Source organism: Streptomyces sp. NPDC015242, assembly GCF_043079125.1.
Taxonomy (GTDB): Bacteria; Actinomycetota; Actinomycetes; order Streptomycetales; family Streptomycetaceae; genus Streptomyces.
Map to the genome: position 1 here is coordinate 272,108 of NZ_JBIBUF010000005.1, position 16,959 is coordinate 289,066.

The window sequence follows — 16,959 nt, forward strand, 5'->3', positions numbered from 1 at the left end:
ACCGCCATGACACGCCCCATCCCCGCCACCCACACCCAGCTCGACCAGCTGCTGACCGGACTCGTGGAGCGGGTCGCCGACGTGAACCAGGCCGTGGTGCTCTCCGAGGACGGCCTGGTGGTGAGCAAGTCCACCGGCTTCCTGCGCGACGACGCCGAGCGGCTCGCGGCGACCGCGTCCGGTCTGATGAGCCTCAGCAAGGGCGTCAGCATGGACTTCCGCGGCGGCCCGGTGCGCCAGGCGCTCATCGAGATGGCCAACAGCTACCTGATCCTGACCTCCGCGGGCCCGGGCGCGCACCTGGTCGTGCTGACCGGGCCGGGCGCCGACGTCGGCGTGGTCGCGTACCAGATGAACATGCTGGTGAAGAAGATCGGCGAGCACCTCAGCGCGGCTCCGCGGGGCGTGGCCGGACCCGTCGTCGACCCCGGCGCGTGAGGTGGGCGGAGGCGATACGGCGGGCCGGCTCGTACGGCCGTTCGCGCTGACCGGTGGGCGGACGCGGCCCAGTTGCGCCGACTTCACACTGATCGCGACGGTCACCGCGGTCGATCCGCCGCCCGCCGACGCGGCCCGGCCGCAGCCGGAGCACACCCGCATCCTGCGGCTGTGCGCCGAGCCGGTCGCCGTGGCGGAGCTGGCCGCCCGGCTCGACCTCCCGGTGAGCGTGGTGGCCATCCTGCTCTGCGACCTGCTGGAGGCGGGCCGGATCACCGTCCGCCCGCCGCGCCCCGTCTCCCGTACCTCCCCGGACCTGGACCTGCTGCAGAAAGTGAGGGACGGCCTTGGCCGGCTCTGACCTTGCCACCGACGCGTCCTCGGCACCCGACACGGTCAAGATCCTCATCGCCGGGGGCTTCGGCGTGGGCAAGACCACCATGGTCGGGTCGGTCAGCGAGATCGTCCCGCTGCGCACCGAGGAACCCCTGACCATGGCCGGTCTGGGCGTCGACGACCTCGACGGCATCGAGGAGAAGCGGGCCACGACCGTGGCCCTGGACTTCGGCCGCATCACCATCAGCCGGGACCTGGTGCTGTACCTGTTCGGCACGCCGGGGCAGCAGCGGTTCTGGTTCATGTGGAACGACCTGGCCCTCGGCGCGCTGGGCGCCGTGGTCCTGGTGGACGTGCGCAGACCCGAGTCGAGCTTCGCCGCGATCGACTTCTTCGAACGCCGGGGCATCCCGTTCGTGGTGGGCGTCAACGGCTTCTACGGCGAGCACCCGTATCCGCCCGAGGACATCCGGGAGGCCCTCGCGGTGCCGGAGCACGTGCAGGTGCTGCTGTGCGACGCGCGGGACCGGGAGTCGTGCCGGGACGTGCTGATCGCGCTGATCGACCAGCTGATCGCGTCGGCGGTACAGGCCTGACGCGGCTCAGTCCGGGGCGGGTTCGGCGCCCGGCCGGCCGGTGTACGGCACGGGGCGGCCCGTGAAGGCGTCCAGGACCACCCGGTCGCCGACCGGCCGGTCCAGCTCCACCGTGACCCTCTTGCCGCGCAGTTCGGAGGTGCAGGGGCCGTCATGGACGCCCCGCACGGCCGCGGACAGCACGACGCTGCCGTCCGTCTCGTGCGCGGTCACCGCGGGGCCGTCGTCGCAGGAGCCGTGGTGGGCCACGACGGTGAGGGACCGGCCGCCGCCCGCGATCCCCGTGAGGCCGCCGAGCGGCGCCAGCACGCTCGCGTCCACGTCCGGCCCCAGCGGCTCGACGGGCGGTGCGGGCTCCGCGGAGGGGCGCACCGCGGCGCGGGCGAGGGGGCGGTCGTAGCCCTGCAGCGTGAACAGCCAGGCGGGCACGGTGGCCGGGCCGCGGCTGGTGTCCAGGGTCATCTCGCCCAGCCGCGCGCCGGTCACGGTCAGGCGCGGCCCGGGGCTGTCGGCACGGTCCAGGTCCCGGTAGACCTGCTCGGCGTCCAGCAGCGGCGCGCCGAGCGACTTCCCGCCGCGCCAGGTCACCCGGCCGCTCCCGGCCGGTGCGGCGGGGAGCTCGCCGCGCAGGTCGAAGTTCCCGATCTCGTAGGCGCGCCGGTCGCCGTCGTCGTGGAGCGGGCCGTCCCCGGGCAGCCGGACGGCCGGCGCCACGGGGTGGTAACCCGCGCGCCACTGTGCGGCGGCGCGGGAGCCGTCCCAGGCGTCGGCGACCTGCCGGGCGCGCGCCGCCGCGACGGGGTCCGGCCGGCCGGCGGAGCGCGGGGCCGGTGGGGTCCCGCCGGCCTCCTGCGTGCCGCACCCGGTGGCGGCACCGGCGGTGGCGGACAGGACGAGGACGAGCAGCAGGCGGGTGGTGCGGGCCGGATCGGTGCGCATGGCGCTCCCAGGGGTCGGCGGCGGGCGGGGACGGTTCCGTCCCTGGGACGCCCCGGCACCCGCCCGCGTTCGGTCCTCCGGGAATCCGGCCGCCGCCGTTACCGCATCGTGACGGGCGGCCGGGTCAGAGAAGGCCCGCCGACTTCAGCCACGTCTTCGCCACGTCCAGCGGGTCCTTCTTCTCCAGCTGCACCTGCGCGTCGAGCTCCAGGAGCGTCTTCGTGTCCAGCTTCGCGGAGACGGCGTCGAGCGCCTCGACGCCCTCCTCCGGCAGGCCGCTCCGGTGCACCAGCGGCGTCACGTTGGCGAAGCCGAAGAGGTTCTCGGGGTCCTTCAGGACGACGAACTTCTCCTTGACGATGGTCGGGTCCGTGGTGAAGATGTCCGCGGCCTGGACGGTGTTGCGGGTCAGCGCCGCCTGGGTCAGCGGACCGCCCGCGTCGAGCGCCTTGAAGGACTTGAACTCCAGGCCGTACACCGACTTCAGGCCCTTCAGGCCCTGGTGCCGGGTCTGGAACTCGGGCGATCCGCCGATCACCAGGTCGGGGGCGGCGTCCTTGAGGTCGGCGAGGGTGGAGGAGGACGTCAGCTTGTACTTCTTCGCGGTCCGGGCGTTGACGGTGACCGAGTCCTTGTCCTCGGCGGGCGAGGAGCGCAGCAGCGTCAGCTTCTTGTCCAGCTTGGCCTTGACCGCCACGTTCACCGCCTCGGCGGACTTCTGCTCGGCCTCGGGGTCCAGGTAGGCGAGCAGGGAGCCGTTGTACTCCGGGAGCACGGTGACGGAGCCGTTCTTCAGCAGGCCGTAGGAGGTCTCGCGGCTGCCGATGTTGTGCTTGTAGGTGACCTCGATGCCCTTGGCCTTGAGCGCCTCGCCGTAGATGTCGGCGAGCAGGGTGCTCTCGGCGAAGTTGTTGCTGCCGACGACGACGGTGCCCGCCTTCGCCTTCTCGCCCGCCAGGGGGTTGTCGGAGGTGTCGCCGGACGAACAGCCCGCGAGCAGCGCCGTGGCGGCGGTGAGCGCGACGGCCGCCGCGCCGGTGTGCCTCGTCCTGGACCAGCTGCTTTTCGCGGTGGAAGTCATCCACCGATCCAATCCAGCCGCTTTGTGATCAGTCAAGGGCGGCCTTGTTACGGTTTCTGACGTATCGTCAGGAACTCATCGTCTGCGCACGCCCGGTGACACCGCCAGGCGGCCCGCCGCCCAGAACACCGCCAGCGTGACGAGCGCCAGCGCCGCCACGAGCGTGGCACCGCCGACGACCTTCTCGTAGTCGCGCTGGTAGAGGCCGTCGACGATGTACCGGCCGAGGCCGCCGAGGCTCACGTACGCGGCGATGGTGGCGGTGGAGACGATCTGGATGGCCGCCGAGCGCAGGCCGCTGAGGATCAGGGGCAGGGCGACGGGCAGTTCGACCTGGAAGAGGATCCGTGACTCGCGCATGCCCATGCCGCGGGCGGCGTCCACCGGGGACGGGTCGACGGAGCGGACCGCCTCGTAGGTCGTCACCAGGATCGGCGGGACGGCGAGGACGACCAGCGGGATCATCACCGGCAGCAGGCCGAAGCCCATCAGGATGACGATGAGCACCAGCAGGCCGAAACTGGGCAGCGCGCGGGCCGCGTTGGCGAGGAAGGCGAGGGCGTTGCCGCCCCGCCCGGTGTGCCCGGTCAGCAGCCCGACCGGCAGGCCGATCGCGGCGGCCAGGGCCAGCGCCAGCAGCGAGTACCGCACGTGCTCCAGCAGGCGTTGCGGGATGCCGTCGTAGCCGTGCCAGTGGGCGCTGTCGCCGAAGAAGGCCTGGATGAAGTTCAGTACGTTCACCGGATCACGTCCTGGGGCAGGGGCCGCTGCCGCGGGGCCGGTTTCGGGCGTCTGCCGCCGGGCATCCACGGGGTCAGCCCGATGCGGAGCAGGACCAGCAGGACGTCGCAGACGAGGGCCAGGGCGGCGGTGGTGAGCACGGAGTTCAGGGCCAGTTCGGGGCGGTCGTACTTCTGCGCGGCGGCGAGCAGGTTGCCGAGCGCGCCCTGGTTGCCGATCAGGGCGCCGACGCTGACCAGGGAGATGCTGGAGACGGTGGCGACCCGCAGCCCGGCCATGATGGCGGGCACGGCGATCGGCAACTGCACCTGCGCGTAGCGGCGCAGGGGCCCGAAGCCCATGGCGGTGGCCGCGGCGAGGGTCTCCTGCGGCACGGAGCGCACACCGTCGACGATGGCCGGGACGAGCACCACGAGGCTGTACACGGCCAGCGGGATCATCACGGTCAGCTCGGTCTGGCCGGTGTAGTCGATGAGGACGACGAAGAAGGCCAGCGACGGCACGGCGTACAGGACGGTGGTGGCGCCGAGCACCGGCGGGTAGAGCCAGCGGAAGCGGACGCACAGCTGGGCGACCGGCAGGGCGAGCAGCAGTCCGGCCAGCACCGGCAGCAGGGCCTCGCGCAGATGCAGTCCGATCAGGCCCGCCCAGCTGTGCTGGAGGTCGCTCGGGATGTCGAAGAGGCGGTCGAGGTTCACGAGGCGACCTTGGCCTCGTCGGCCCGGTCGGCGGCGTGGGCACCGCGGATGGCCTCGCCGATGGCCGTCTGCGACACTACGCCGGTCACCCGCCCGGCGTCGTCGACGGCGACGGCGTGACCGGCCGGGGAGAGCACGGCGCTGTCGAGGGCGGTCCGCAGCGAGTCGGTGCCCGGCACGAACGGCCGTCCGTGCGGGAGGAGTTCGCCGGGGGTGACGGCGCCGGCCGTCAGGGTGCGCGGCTCGGCCCAGCCGAGCGGGCGGCCGTCGGCGTCGGTCACCAGCAGCCAGGGGGCGCCGGCGGCGGCGATCTGCTCGGCGGTGGCGTCGAGCGGGATCACCGGCCCGTCGTTCAGCGGGAGTCCGGTGGAGGGGAAGAAGGACAGCCGCCGGATGCCGCGGTCGGCGCCGAGGAAGTCCTCGACGAAGTCGTCGGCGGGGGCGGCCAGCAGCTCGGCGGGCGGCGCGTACTGGGCGAGCCGGCCGCCCTCGCGCAGCACGGCGACCATGGTGCCGAGCTTGATCGCCTCGTCGATGTCGTGGGTGACGAAGACGATGGTCTTGCCCAGCTCGTCCTGGATGCGCAGCAGTTCGTCCTGGAGTCCCTTGCGGACCACCGGGTCGACCGCCGAGAAGGGCTCGTCCATGAGCAGCACCGGCGGGTCGGCGGCGAGTGCCCGGGCCACCCCGACGCGCTGCTGCTGACCGCCGGAGAGCTGGTACGGGTACCGCTCGGCGAGGGCGGCGTCGAGGCCCACCCGCTCCATGAGTTCGGCCGCGCGGGCGCGGGCCTTGCGCTTGCCCCAGCCGAGCATGCGGGGCACGGTCGCGATGTTGTCGAGGATCGTGCGGTGCTGGAAGAGGCCGGCGTTCTGGATGACGTACCCCATCGACCGGCGCAGGGTGGTGACGGGCCGGCGCTGGATGTCCTCGCCGTCGAGCAGGATCGTCCCGTCGCTGGGTTCGACCATCCGGTTGATCATCCGCAGGGTGGTCGTCTTGCCGCAGCCCGACGGTCCGACGAGGACGGTGATCGAGCGGTCGGGTATCTCCAACGAGAGCCGGTCGACCGCCACCGTGCCGTCCGAGTACCGCTTGGTGACTGATTCCATCCGTATCAAGACGCCGGGGCCCTTCGGGTTGGCGGAGACTTCTGGCCATGGTCGTGCGGGCTGTTGCCGGACGAGTCTAGAGGGCCCGGGTCAACGCCCTGCGGGGCCCGCGCCGTCGAGGGGCAGAGACACGGTGAACACCGTCGCTCCGGGCGCGCTGTCCAGCTCGATCCGGCCACCGTGCGCCCGGATCAGCGACCGGGCCACCGCCAGGCCGAGGCCGCTGCCGCCGCGGTCGCGGCTGCGGGCCTTGTCGACGCGGTAGAAGCGGTCGAAGACCCGGGCCCGGTCGCCGGGCGGGATGCCGGGGCCGGTGTCGGCGACCCGCACCTCGGCGGTGCCGGGCGTGACGCGCACCGCGACGGAGACCTTCGTCCCGGCAGGGGTGTGCACGGCGGCGTTGGTGAGGAGGTTGTCGACGACCTGGCGGATGCGCAGCGGGTCCATGCGCAGCTCCACCGGGCCGGGACTCGCGTGCACGGTCAGCGGGTGGTCGGGGTGGCCCGCGCGGAAGGCGTCGGCGGCCTGGCCCACCAGTTCCGCCAGGTCGGCCTCCTGCAGCCGCAACGGGGTCTCCACCTCGGCCGCGTCGAGCCGGGCGAGCAGCAGCAGGTCGTCCAGGAGCACACCCATCCGGGCGGCCTCGGCGCGCAACCGGGCCAGGTGCCGGTCGCGTTCCTCGGGGGCGTTGGCGGCGGCGTACTGGAAGAGGTCGGCGTATCCGCGCACCGACATCAGCGGGGTGCGCAGTTCGTGCGAGGCGTCGGCGACGAACCGGCGCAGCCGCTGCTCGGCCTCCGCGCGCACGGCGAGGGAGTCGTCGATGTGCTCCAGCATCGTGTTGAAGGCGGTGCGCAGCTCGTCCACCTCCGGTCCGCCGTCCCGGCCGTCGGCGCGCAGCGGCAGCCGGGCCGCGGACTCGGTCAGATCGTGCGAGGCGATGCCGTGGGCGGTGGTGGCCATGTCGCTGAGCGGCTTCAGGCCGCGGCGCAGCATCCGGCGGCCGAAGACGACCAGGGCGAGCAGCGCGAGGGCGAAGGTGACGACCTGGAGGGTGATCAGCTGCCCGACCGTGTCCTGGATCTCGTCCATGGGCGCGGCGCTGACCAGGACCACGCCGGGCTCGACCTCGCAGGCGCGCAGCCGGTAGGTGCCGGCGCCCCTGAGGTGCTCGGTGCGCAGCAGCTCCTCGTGGGCGGCGGTCTGTGCCGAGGCCAGCGCGGTGAAGTCGTCGACGTCCTTCGGCAGGTCCGCCGGGTCCTCGGGCCGGCGCAGCTCGGGCCCGCCGTCCCTGACGTCGTACACGGCGTAGAACCAGCTGTAGTACTTCTTGCCCGACAGCGTGCCGTAGTCGGCGATGCTCTTGGACTGGGCGATCTGCGCCTGGGCGAGCTGGGTGTCGAGCTGGGCCGACAGGTAGTCGCGCATGGAGGTGGTCAGGGCCGTGCCCACCACCGCGAACACCACCAGCGACAGGGCCCCCAGGCCCAGGGCCAGCCGGGTGCCCAGGCGCATCCTGCGGTAGGTCCGCCGCAGCCGGGCGATCACTCGGCGGCCTGCCGCAGCACGTACCCGAAGCCGCGCACGGTGTGGATCAGAGGCGCGCCGCCGTCGTCGTCGGTCTCGTCCAGCTTGCGGCGCAGCCGGCTGACGACCAGCTCGACGACGTTGGAGCGGCCGCCGAAGCCGTACTCCCACACGTGGTCGAGGATCTGCGCCTTGGTGAGCACGGTGGGCGACTTGCGCATGAGGTAGCGCAGCACCTCGTACTCGGTCGGGGTCAGCGACAGCAGCCGCTCGCCGCGCCGCACCTCGCGGGTGTCCTCGTCCATGGTGAGGTCGCCGACCCGGAGCACGGACCGCTGGAAGGCGGGGCCGGCGCTGCGCCGCAGCACGGTGCGCAGCCGGGCCATCAGCTCCTCCACGGCGAACGGCTTGACCAGGTAGTCGTCGCCGCCCCGGGTGAGGCCGGCGACCCGGTCGGCGACACCGTCACGGGCGGTCAGGAACACCACCGGCACCATCGTGCCGGAGGCGCGCAGCCGGTCCAGGACGCCGAAGCCGTCCACGCCGGGCAGCATCAGGTCCAGCACCACGATGTCCGGGTGGAACTCGGCGGCCCGCCGCAGCGCGTCCTCGCCGGTGTACGCGGTGACCGCCTCCCAGCCCTCGTAGCGGGCGACGGTCGCGACGAGGTCGGCGATGGGCGGGTCGTCGTCGACGACGAGAAGTCGTACTTTCTCCACGCCCTCATAGTGCTGCACCCGTCACGGGCCGCCATAGCCGCCCGCCCTCCCGTGGCGGGATCGATAAAAACTTGAAAGTTGAGCGACAGCTTCCCGACAGCTCCCCGGCGCCAAGCTCGAATCCCCGGATCCGATCAAGGAGCTGCCCACCGTGACGACCCTCCGACAACCTCCCGTGGCGGCCCGCCCCGGGGTGCGGCCGAACGTGGTCGGCCGCACCGGCCTGTACGCGGTACTGCTCGCCAACGCGGCCGTGGTGGCCGTCCTCTTCGTCCAGGCCGGTTTCGCCGCGAACGCGCTGATCGTGCTGGGCCGGCTGACCGGGCTGTACGCGGCGCTGCTGATGGCGTTCCAGCTGCTGCTGGTGGCCCGGCTGCCGTGGTTCGACCGGCGGATCGGCATGGACCGGCTGACGTCCTGGCACCGCTGGACGGGCTTCTCGGTGCTGTGGCTGCTGCTGGCGCACGCCGTGTTCATCGTCCTGGGATACGCCGGGTCGTCCTCCCTCGACCCGGTGAACCAGCTGGTGCACCTCGCCGAGACGGTCGAGGGCGTACTGCGGGCCATCGTCGCGCTCGCGATCATCGTCGTGGCCGGGGCCGTCTCGGCCCGCTCGGCCCGGCGGCGGCTGGCCTACGAGACCTGGCACTTCATCCACCTGTACACCTACGTGGCGGTGGTGCTGGCCTTCACGCACCAGGTCGCGGCCGGGACGACGTTCACCGCCTCGCCGGTGGCGACGGCGTACTGGTACACGCTGTGGGGCGCGGCCCTCGCGTCGGTGTTCGCCGGCCGGCTGGCGCTTCCGCTGTGGCGGAACGCGCGCCACCGGCTGCGGGTGACGGCCGTCGTCCCCGAGAACGACGACGTGGTCTCGGTCTACCTCACCGGCCGCGACCTGGACCGGCTGCCCGCGCGGGCGGGGCAGTTCTTCCTGTGGCGGTTCCTGACGAAGGACCGCTGGTGGCAGGCGAACCCGTTCTCGCTGTCCGCCGCGCCCGACGGCCGCACCCTGCGGCTGACCGTCAAGCGGGCGGGCGACGGCAGCGCGGCCCTGCGGCACCTGAAGCCCGGCACCCGCGTCTTCGCCGAGGGCCCCTACGGCGCCTTCACCGCCCTGCACCGCACCCGCCCGGACGCCCTGCTCATCGCCGGCGGCGTCGGTGTCACGCCCATCCGGGCCCTGCTGGAGGAACTGCGCGGCCACGCGGTCGTGATCTACCGGGTCGCCACCGACCGCGACGCCGTCCTCCACGACGAGCTGCGCGACCTGGCGCTCGCCCGCGGCGCCGAACTGCACCTGGTCACGGGCCCGCCGGTGCCCGACCGGCTGGCCCCCGGGGAGCTGGCGCGGCTGGTGCCGGACCTCACCGGGCGGGACGTCTACCTGTGCGGTCCGCCGCCGATGATGAACGCCGTGCTGGGCAGCCTGCGCGAGCTGGGCGTGCCCAAGGCGCAGATCCACTTCGAACGCTTCAGCCTGGCCGGATGACGAGGAGACTGTCGTGAAGCGAGCCCTGCCCGTCCTCGTCCTGAGCGTCGCGGGCCTGATCCCCGTCTGGCGCTACGCACCCTCCCAGGAGGCCGATGCCGGCACCGGGACCGCTGCCCCGGCGCCGGCGCCCTCGGTGTCGTCGTCCGCGGGGCCCGGCGGCACCACGTCGACGGTCGTGTCCGGGCCCACGGTCGACACGGAGAAGGGACCGGTGCAGGTCGAGGTCACCTTCGAGGGCGACAGGATCGCCTCGGTGCGGATGCTGCGGCAGCCCGGCCACCCGCAGACCACCGCCGCCGTGCCGAAGCTGATCGAGGAGACGCTGCGGGCGCAGAGCGCCGACATCGACACGGTCTCCGGTGCCACGGTCACCAGCGACGGCTACCGGGAGTCGCTCCAGGCCGCCCTCGACGCGAAGGACTGAGGGATGCGGCGCGTCGAACACGTCATGGGGTTCCCGGTCTCGGTGCGGATCGACGACGAGGACTTCCCCGAGGCACCGGTGGACGGCCTGTTCGCGTGGCTGCGGGAGGTCGACGCCCGGTTCAGCCCGTTCCGCCCGGACAGCGAGGTGTCGCGGCTGGACCGGGGTGAGCAGGCCGAGCCCGGCCCGGACCTCCGGGAGGTCCTGGAGCTGTGCGAGGAGTACCGGATCGCGTCCGGGGGCGCGTTCGACGTGCGGCTGCCCGGCCGGGGACTCGACCCCTGTGCCGTGGTGAAGGGCTGGTCGGTGCAGCGGGCGGCGGAGCGGCTGAAAGCCGCCGGGGCACGGCGCTTCTGCCTCAACGCGGGTGGTGACGTGGTCACCGTCGGCGGCCCCTGGCGCGTCGGGGTCCGTCATCCCGAGCAGGCCGGCCGGCTGTGCGCGGTGCTGGACCTCACGGACCGCGCCGTCGCCACCTCCGCCCGCTACGCACGCGGCGACCACATCCTCGACGCCCGCACGGGCCGCCCGGCGACCGGCCTGCTCAGCATGACGGTGGTGGCCCCGACCCTGACCGAGGCGGACGCGGTGGCCACGGCGGCGTTCGCCCTGGGCCCGGAGGGCGTGGCCTGGGCGGCGTCCCGGCAGTCCTGCGAGGTGTTCGCGGTGGACGCGGACAGAAGGGTGCTGCGCAGCGAGGGCTTCCCGGCGGCGGCGTAGGGCGGCCGGGGGCGGCACGGGAACCGGCGGTGGCGGCCTACCTGGGGCGGCCACCCGCGCCGGCCCGCCGCCGCGGCCCACCCGTGTCGGCCCACCTGAGGCTGCCCACCCGCGTCGGCCCTCTGCCGCGGCCCACCCGTGCCGGGCGGCTGCCGTGGCCCACCTCTGCCGACCCAACTGCGGCAGCCCAAGTGTGGGGCCCACCCGTGGCTACCCACCGGTGGGCCTCACCCGTGGCCCGGGCCCTCCCGACCTGCCGTGTCGCTCACCGGCCCGCCGTCCTTTCCGTCCCGGACACCGTGGCGTCACGCCGGCCGGGCACGTTTCGGCCGTCCCCGCCCTGTGCCCGGCCGCCCCGTCCCCGGGCGGCACCCGGAAGGACGACCCACGCCGTGTCGCAGCTCCTCGAAACGCTCCCCGCCCCGCTTCCCGCCGCCTCCCGCCTCGCCACCCCCGCCCGGCGCTCCCCCGCCGCCTCCCGGTACCTCAGGCCCGTCCTGGTCCTGCTCCCGCTGGTGCTCGTCGGGGCGTGGGCGATGGCCGACCGGCGGGCGCCGCCGAGGGCGTCGCGCGGCTTGCGGCCGCCGACCCGTGGTGGCTGCTCGCCGCGTCCCTGTTCACCTTCCTGACCTGGGTGGCCGCCGCCTGTGTCCGGCAGGGCGCGCTGCCGGAGCGGCTGCCGCCGGGGTTGCTGGTGGCGTCGCAGTTCGCCGCCGGCGCCGCGAACCAGGTGCTGCCGGCCGGGCTCGGCGCGCACGCGGTGACCTTGCGCTTCCTGCGGCGCCAGGGCGTCCCGCTCCCCCGGGCCACCGCGTCGCTCGCCCTGTACTCCCTGGTCAGGCCGGTCGCCAAGACCCTGGTGCTGCTGGCGTTCCTGGTGGCGTTCCCCGACGTGCTGCGGCTGTCCGCGCTCGTTCCCGGCGGCGGCACGCTCCTGCTCGCGGCCGGGGCGGCTGCGGTGGTCCTCCTCGCGTCCGCCGTGGCGCTGGTGTCCGTGCGGTCCCTGCGCCGGCCCGTCCTCGGTTTCCTGCGCACCGCCCTGACCGACGCGCGCGCCCTGCACCGGCGCCCGGCGCGCGTGCTCGCCCTGTGGGGCGGGGCGGCGGCGACCCCGCTGCTGCAGGGCAGTGTGATCGCCGCGGTCGGGTTCTCGCTGGGGCTGCCGCTGTCCTGGGCGCAGGTGGTCCTCGCGCTGCTGGTGGCCGGCGCCGCGGCCGGGGCCGTGCCCGTGCCGGGCGGGATCGGCCCCGTGGACGCGGCGCTCGTGCTCACGATGGCCGCGTTCGGCGCACCCGTCGGCACGGCCACCGCCACCGTCATCGGCTACCGCGTCCTGACCGTGTGGCTGCCGATGCTGCCGGGCGCGCTCGTGCTGTCGGCCCTGCTGCACCGCGAGGTGCTGTGAACGGCCCCGCTCAGCTGTCCGGCAGGGCATCGAGGACAGCGGCCGGTGGCACGAAGAACAGGTTCCCGGTGACGGCCCGCGCGTAGTCGAGCAGCGGGTCGGGGCCCGCGCCCGGCCCGCCCAGGTACATCTTGCGCAGCATCGTCTCGGGTATCTCCGGGGTGCGCGCGTAGGCCACGAAGTACGTGCCGAACTCGCCGTGCCCCGGCCTGCCGAACGGCATCGCCGAGCGCAGTATCTTCTGCTCGGAGCCGTCCGGTCCGAGGACGGTGTTGACGTCCTTGTGGGAGCCGGGCGCGTCGAGTTCGAGGTTGGTGAGCTTGGTGCGGCCGATGATCTTCTCCTGGGCCTCGACGGCGAGGGCGTCCCAGGCGTCCACGTCGTGCAGGTACTTCTGCACGATCGCGTAGGCGCCGCCGCGGAAGCCGGGGTCCTCGTCCCCGACGAGCGCCGCGTCGGCGGCGGCCCGGCCGACGGGGTTCTCGGTACCGTCGACGAAGCCGAGGAGGTTGCGCGCGTCGAAGGTGGAGAAGGCCTGCGTCTCGTCCCGCACGGTGACCGCCCCGCGCAGCCGCCGGACGAGTTCGGCGGCGAGGGCGAAGCACAGGTCGGTGCGGGCGGCCCTGAGGTGGAAGAACAGGTCGCCCGGGGTGGCCGGGGCGTGGTGCCGGGGCCCGGCCAGCTCGCGGAACGGATGCAGCTCGGCGGGCCGCGGACCGCCGATCACCCGGGCCCAGGCACGGGACCCGATCCCGGCGACGCACCCCAGCCCGCCGTCGGGGCTGGGGAAACCGACGGACCGCACCAGGCCCGCGAGCGAGCCCAGCACCTCCCGCACGGCGGGTTCGCCTCCGGGCTCGATCGTGGCGACCAGGAACACGGCGACCGAGGCCGGTGGGTTCAGCAGCGGCTGTGACAGCGTCTCGTGCGGGGGCAGCGGTGACGTCATGGCTTCCCATCCCTTCGCCGGCCGGCACGGCCCGCCCGCTCCCCCTCCGGGACGGCGCGGCCCACGCCCCTGACACGATGCCCAGCCGACGCACGGACGGAACTCCCTTGACATGAGCGACGGTTGCCACTCGGGCTCCTCGCGCAGCACCCTCACGTCCCGGGCCCGAGCGGAACGCGGTCCGTCCGCCCGGTGCGGGGCGTGCGCGCCCGGCGGCAGGGGGAGCGCGTCCGTGCCGGTGACGGCCGCCGGCTCGCGCGGACTGCTGCACTCGCCGTACGTCACCCCGGCCGTGGCCGTCGTCGTCCTCCGCCCAGGCGCGTGACCTCCGCGGGCCGGCGTCGGGGGCGCCGCGCGACCGGCGGAAACGTTCCCCTGGTTCCCGCGTCACCCACTCCCGTCCCAGCCGCAGCGGTTAGCCTCGTAAGTCACCGAAGGCGAACGGGGGTTGCCCATGGTGAACGCTGATCGCACGCCGCCGGACTGCCCTGGGGGACACGACGGCATGCCCGAGTGCGGCGCCGGGCTGCATCTCCAGGACCAGCTCGAGATGCTCATCCAGGACTTCCGCACGAGCGCCGAGCCGCCCGTGCCGGTGTTCGTCGTGCACGCGCAGGAGGGCGCCGACGACGCCGCGGTGGCCGGGCTGGTCCGGCAGCTGTACGCCGGCCAGGAGGCGCACGGCACGCGCTGCGCGGTGGTGCAGGACGCCTACGAGGGCGCGACGGAGGTGCGCAGGGCCGCGGCTCTGGTGCGCGCGCTGAGCGACCCGAAGAAGTGGGGCGGCCCGAAGGCGGTCTACCGCCGCTACGCGTTCCCGCGGCTGCGGCTGGTGCACGCCATCGACGACGCCGTCGCCGCGCTCGGCGCCGGCCGGCCGGCGCCCGCCCCGGGCAGCCCCGGGGCCGGCCACGACCAGCGGCAGCTGCTGCTCAACCAGTTGGCGCAGCAGCGCTGGCGGCCGCGCAGCCCCGCGCGCTGGCGCTCGGGCCTGCCGCTGTTCGACATGGCGCACATCCTCCCGGCGAGTCTGGTCACCGTGCTGGCGGCGCTGCTGGCCCGCAGCGAGTGGTACGTGGCGGTGGGGGCCGGTCTCGTCTTCCTGCTGCTGCTGACCGTCCTCAACTACGTCCTGCCCGGCCGGGCGCCGATCTTCCTGTGGCTGCGCCGCGAGAGCCGCTGGTTCATGACGACGACCTTCCTGCGGGCCGCGGACCAGGACGAGCCGACCGAGGTCTCGCTGCTGCGGCCGGTGCGGTCCTGGAAGGCGAGCGCCGCCCGGGCGTACGACGTGGCCGAGGCCCTCAATGCGGGCGGCGACTTCCACCTCCAGCTGTGCGTGCTGGCGCTGCGGGAGGACCTGCGGGACAACCACCGCCGCTGGAGCTGGGACCTGCGCGGCTTCAAGCGGCCGCGCCCGCCGATGCTGTTCCTGCCGCACGCGGACGCCCGCAACGGCGGTATCGAGCTGATCCGCGCCGTCAGCGACGTCCGCAGCCGGCGCAGCGAGCTGGACCCGCTGCTCGTGGTGGCCGCGGTGCGCGCGCAGGACGTGCCGCACCTGGAACGCAGCGTGGTCCCGAGCGCACCCGATCCCGGCCCGGCCACGCCCAAGTTCGGCGAGCGGCTGCGCACCTGGTACCGGGAGTGGGCGCACAACCTGCGCGCCGAGCAGTCCCCCAGCCGGGAGCGGTCCGTCCTGCCGTGGGTGATGAAGATCCCGCTGCCGCACGACCAGCTCGCCCCCGTGGAGGAGCGACGCCGGCATCTGCGGGCCTCCACCCGGCCGACGCTCGCCCGGCTGGTGTGGGCCCTGCACACCCTGGTCCTGGTGGTGGCCGTGCTGGCCGCCGGCACCGTGATGTGGGCCGACGCCCTGCACGACCGGTACTGCTCGGCGTCCCTGCTGACCGCCAACCGCGACACCCGGCGCGCCCCGGCGCCCGGCGGCGGCACCGAGTGCATCGGCATAGCGACGGGCGGTGTCCGCTTCGCCGACTGGCTGCCCGCGGCCCCGTCCGGCGGCGCGGTCACGGCCCTGACGGACGGCGAGGACAGACCCTGGACGGTCGCCGACCTGGAGGACCGCATCGCCCGGCAGAACGCGGACGTCCTCGCCCGGCACTCCGGTACGTACGTCACGGTCGTCTACGCCGGGCCGCTGAGCGCCGACCGGTCCGGCTCCTCACTGGTGAAGGGCGCCGAGGAACTGGCGGGCGTGTACCTGGCGCAGGCCGTCGTCAACGAGAACTCCAGCGTGAAGCTGCGCGTGCTGATCGCCAACGGCGGCGTGGACCTGGGGCACCAGGAGCGGATGGCCGAGGCGATCGCCGCGTACGCCGCGCACGACCCGACCGTGGTGGGGGTGATCGGCACCGGCCGCGACCTGAAGTCCAGCAGGGCCACGACCCGCATCCTGATGGAGGCGGGCCTGCCGGTCGTGTCCGGCACCAACTCCGCCACGTATCTGCCGCGCGAGTTCGCCAACTGGTTCAGCCTGGCCGCCACCGACGAGTGGCAGACCCGCCAACTGGGCCTGATAGCCGCCCAGTTGCGCACGCCGAAGCGGCGGCAGTACGCCCTCGTCCTGGCCCGCGACACGGCACGGACCGACGACCTCTACACCGACGAACAGGCCCGTTACGGCGGGCAGATGCTGCGGCGGCAGGGCTTCACCCTGCTGGACCGGCGCCGCTACCGGCTCACCGGCGGCACGCCCGAACTGCGCTCGCACGCGCAGGAGATCTGCCGGGGCGAGCGGGTCCCGTCGGTGATCTACTTCGCCGGCCGGGTGGAGGACGTCGACCCGCTGATGACCCAGCTGGGCACCGAGCCCGGCTGCGCCGGAAGGCCCCTGGCCATCCTCACCGGCGACGACCTGTCCAAGGCCGACTTCACGGCCGGCGGGCAGTCCGTGGCGCCGAAGGTCACGCTGTACCACGCAGCCCTCGCGGAGCTGGAGCGGGCCGCCACCCGCACGGCCTTCTACCTGGACGCCGCCAAGCACCTGCCGGGCCTGGCGGGCCGGCGTCTGCGCCACGACAGCCCGGCCCTGGCCAGCGGCCAGACGGCCCTCGCCCATGACGCGACCCGCGCCCTGTTCTGGGCGGCCAGCCGCGACGACCGGCCGCAGAGCCGCGCCTCGACCTGGGTGAACCTGCGCAACGTCAAGATCGAGGGCATGGCCACCGGCACCATCGACTTCACCGGTGCCCCGCTCTACGGGGACCGCACCGGGCACAGCATCGTCCTGAAGGAGGTGAGCCGCGCCGGCGACGGCACCTCCTCGACCCGCGTGGTGTGCCGCCGCACCGCGGGGGACACGGCCCCGCTCACCCGTGCGGAGTGCCCGATCGGGCGCTGAGCGGCGCTCAGCCCGCGTCGGGCGTCAGCCGCAGCGCGATGCTGTTGATGCAGTAGCGCTGGTCGGTGGGCGTGGGGTACCCCTCGCCCTCGAAGACGTGCCCGAGGTGCGAGCCGCAGCGCGCGCACCGCACCTCGGTCCGCACCATGCCGTGCGAACGGTCCTCGATCAGCTCCACCGCGTCGGAGTCCTTCGGGTCGAAGAAGGACGGCCAGCCGCAGTGCGACTCGAACTTGGTGTCCGAGGTGAACAGCTCCGCACCGCAGGCGCGGCAGGAGTAGACGCCCTGCGTCTTGGTGTCCGTGTACTCACCGGTGAAGGCGGGCTCGGTGGCCGCCTGGCGCAGCACGGCGTACTCGCCCGGGCTCAGCTCCGCGCGCCACTGCTCGTCCGGCTTCTCGACGTCGTACGGCAT

16 protein-coding genes and 1 pseudogene are annotated in these 16,959 nt (G+C 73.9%); 8 read left to right on the plus strand and 9 right to left on the minus strand.

The window, feature by feature from the left end:
• The first annotated feature begins 6 nt into the window (after positions 1-6).
• The 3 genes from ACF07N_RS19015 to ACF07N_RS19025 are packed head-to-tail and all read left to right on the plus strand — an operon-like array spanning position 7 to position 1,370.
• Positions 7-438, plus strand: coding sequence for a roadblock/LC7 domain-containing protein (locus ACF07N_RS19015; protein WP_094052780.1), 432 nt, complete (start codon positions 7-9; stop codon positions 436-438).
• 1 nt (position 439) lies between these two features.
• A complete protein-coding gene (locus ACF07N_RS19020) occupies positions 440-799 on the plus strand; it encodes a DUF742 domain-containing protein (protein WP_383331453.1) in 360 nt (119 codons plus the stop codon).
• Complete coding sequence (locus tag ACF07N_RS19025; RefSeq protein WP_383331456.1) at positions 786-1,370, plus strand: ATP/GTP-binding protein; 585 nt, start codon at positions 786-788, stop codon at positions 1,368-1,370. The genes ACF07N_RS19020 and ACF07N_RS19025 overlap by 14 nt, the downstream gene beginning before the upstream one ends.
• Positions 1,371-1,376: 6 nt before the next feature.
• On the opposite strand, the gene ACF07N_RS19030 is transcribed toward ACF07N_RS19025, so the two are convergent.
• The 7 genes from ACF07N_RS19030 to ACF07N_RS19060 all read right to left on the minus strand — a co-directional run bounded on the left by ACF07N_RS19030 (position 1,377) and on the right by ACF07N_RS19060 (position 8,187).
• Entirely contained in the window at positions 1,377-2,309 is a 933-nt protein-coding gene (locus ACF07N_RS19030; protein ID WP_383338328.1) for a hypothetical protein, read from the minus strand.
• A gap of 124 nt (positions 2,310-2,433) precedes the next feature.
• A complete protein-coding gene (locus ACF07N_RS19035) occupies positions 2,434-3,390 on the minus strand; it encodes an ABC transporter substrate-binding protein (RefSeq protein ID WP_392114210.1) in 957 nt (318 codons plus the stop codon).
• A 75-nt stretch (positions 3,391-3,465) separates the two neighbouring features.
• Positions 3,466-4,131 carry an ABC transporter permease gene (locus ACF07N_RS19040; protein ID WP_392114213.1) on the minus strand — a complete coding sequence of 222 codons (666 nt, stop codon included), beginning with the start codon at positions 4,129-4,131 and terminating at the stop codon, positions 3,466-3,468.
• On the minus strand, positions 4,128-4,829 hold the full coding sequence (locus ACF07N_RS19045; RefSeq protein ID WP_383338322.1) for an ABC transporter permease: 702 nt from the start codon (positions 4,827-4,829) through the stop codon (positions 4,128-4,130). Before ACF07N_RS19045 ends, ACF07N_RS19040 begins: the two co-directional genes overlap by 4 nt.
• A complete protein-coding gene (locus ACF07N_RS19050) occupies positions 4,826-5,950 on the minus strand; it encodes an ABC transporter ATP-binding protein (RefSeq protein WP_392114216.1) in 1,125 nt (374 codons plus the stop codon). Before ACF07N_RS19050 ends, ACF07N_RS19045 begins: the two co-directional genes overlap by 4 nt.
• Positions 5,951-6,031: 81 nt before the next feature.
• A complete protein-coding gene (locus ACF07N_RS19055; RefSeq protein WP_392114219.1) occupies positions 6,032-7,489 on the minus strand; it encodes a sensor histidine kinase in 1,458 nt (485 codons plus the stop codon).
• A complete protein-coding gene (locus ACF07N_RS19060) occupies positions 7,486-8,187 on the minus strand; it encodes a response regulator transcription factor (protein ID WP_383331477.1) in 702 nt (233 codons plus the stop codon). The genes ACF07N_RS19055 and ACF07N_RS19060 overlap by 4 nt, the downstream gene beginning before the upstream one ends.
• A 151-nt stretch (positions 8,188-8,338) precedes the next feature.
• Between ACF07N_RS19060 and ACF07N_RS19065 the strand changes: the two genes are divergently transcribed.
• The 4 genes and pseudogenes from ACF07N_RS19065 to ACF07N_RS19080 all read left to right on the plus strand — a co-directional run bounded on the left by ACF07N_RS19065 (position 8,339) and on the right by ACF07N_RS19080 (position 12,231).
• Complete coding sequence (locus ACF07N_RS19065; protein ID WP_392114222.1) at positions 8,339-9,679, plus strand: ferric reductase-like transmembrane domain-containing protein; 1,341 nt, start codon at positions 8,339-8,341, stop codon at positions 9,677-9,679.
• 13 nt (positions 9,680-9,692) lie between these two features.
• Positions 9,693-10,106 carry an FMN-binding protein gene (locus ACF07N_RS19070; RefSeq protein WP_383338311.1) on the plus strand — a complete coding sequence of 138 codons (414 nt, stop codon included), beginning with the start codon at positions 9,693-9,695 and terminating at the stop codon, positions 10,104-10,106.
• 3 nt (positions 10,107-10,109) lie between these two features.
• The gene (locus ACF07N_RS19075; protein ID WP_392114225.1) at positions 10,110-10,826 is read left to right on the plus strand and encodes an FAD:protein FMN transferase; all 717 of its coding nucleotides are present in this window, start codon (positions 10,110-10,112) and stop codon (positions 10,824-10,826) included.
• 392 nt (positions 10,827-11,218) lie between these two features.
• Positions 11,219-12,231 (plus strand): annotated as a pseudogene (locus ACF07N_RS19080) (YbhN family protein).
• 10 nt (positions 12,232-12,241) lie between these two features.
• On the opposite strand, the gene ACF07N_RS19085 reads toward ACF07N_RS19080, so the two are convergent.
• The gene (locus ACF07N_RS19085; RefSeq protein ID WP_392114227.1) at positions 12,242-13,180 is read right to left on the minus strand and encodes a Dyp-type peroxidase; all 939 of its coding nucleotides are present in this window, start codon (positions 13,178-13,180) and stop codon (positions 12,242-12,244) included.
• A gap of 505 nt (positions 13,181-13,685) precedes the next feature.
• Here ACF07N_RS19085 and ACF07N_RS19090 point away from each other — a divergent pair.
• Positions 13,686-16,544 carry an ABC transporter substrate-binding protein gene (locus ACF07N_RS19090; RefSeq protein WP_392114230.1) on the plus strand — a complete coding sequence of 953 codons (2,859 nt, stop codon included), beginning with the start codon at positions 13,686-13,688 and terminating at the stop codon, positions 16,542-16,544.
• A 7-nt stretch (positions 16,545-16,551) separates the two neighbouring features.
• On the opposite strand, the gene msrB is transcribed toward ACF07N_RS19090, so the two are convergent.
• A complete protein-coding gene (msrB, locus tag ACF07N_RS19095; protein ID WP_383331500.1) occupies positions 16,552-16,959 on the minus strand; it encodes a peptide-methionine (R)-S-oxide reductase MsrB in 408 nt (135 codons plus the stop codon).

What these genes read in the sequence shown, in the direction of transcription:
- ACF07N_RS19015 (WP_094052780.1), top strand. Translation starts at nt 7, where the DNA reads ATGACACGCCCCATCCCCGCCACCCACACCCAGCTCGACCAGCTGCTG.
- ACF07N_RS19030 (WP_383338328.1), bottom strand. Translation starts at nt 2,309, where the DNA reads ATGCGCACCGATCCGGCCCGCACCACCCGCCTGCTGCTCGTCCTCGTC.
- ACF07N_RS19035 (WP_392114210.1), bottom strand. Translation starts at nt 3,390, where the DNA reads ATGACTTCCACCGCGAAAAGCAGCTGGTCCAGGACGAGGCACACCGGC.
- ACF07N_RS19075 (WP_392114225.1), top strand. Translation starts at nt 10,110, where the DNA reads ATGCGGCGCGTCGAACACGTCATGGGGTTCCCGGTCTCGGTGCGGATC.
- ACF07N_RS19085 (WP_392114227.1), bottom strand. Translation starts at nt 13,180, where the DNA reads ATGACGTCACCGCTGCCCCCGCACGAGACGCTGTCACAGCCGCTGCTG.
- ACF07N_RS19090 (WP_392114230.1), top strand. Translation starts at nt 13,686, where the DNA reads ATGCCCGAGTGCGGCGCCGGGCTGCATCTCCAGGACCAGCTCGAGATG.
- msrB (WP_383331500.1), bottom strand. Translation starts at nt 16,959, where the DNA reads ATGCCGTACGACGTCGAGAAGCCGGACGAGCAGTGGCGCGCGGAGCTG.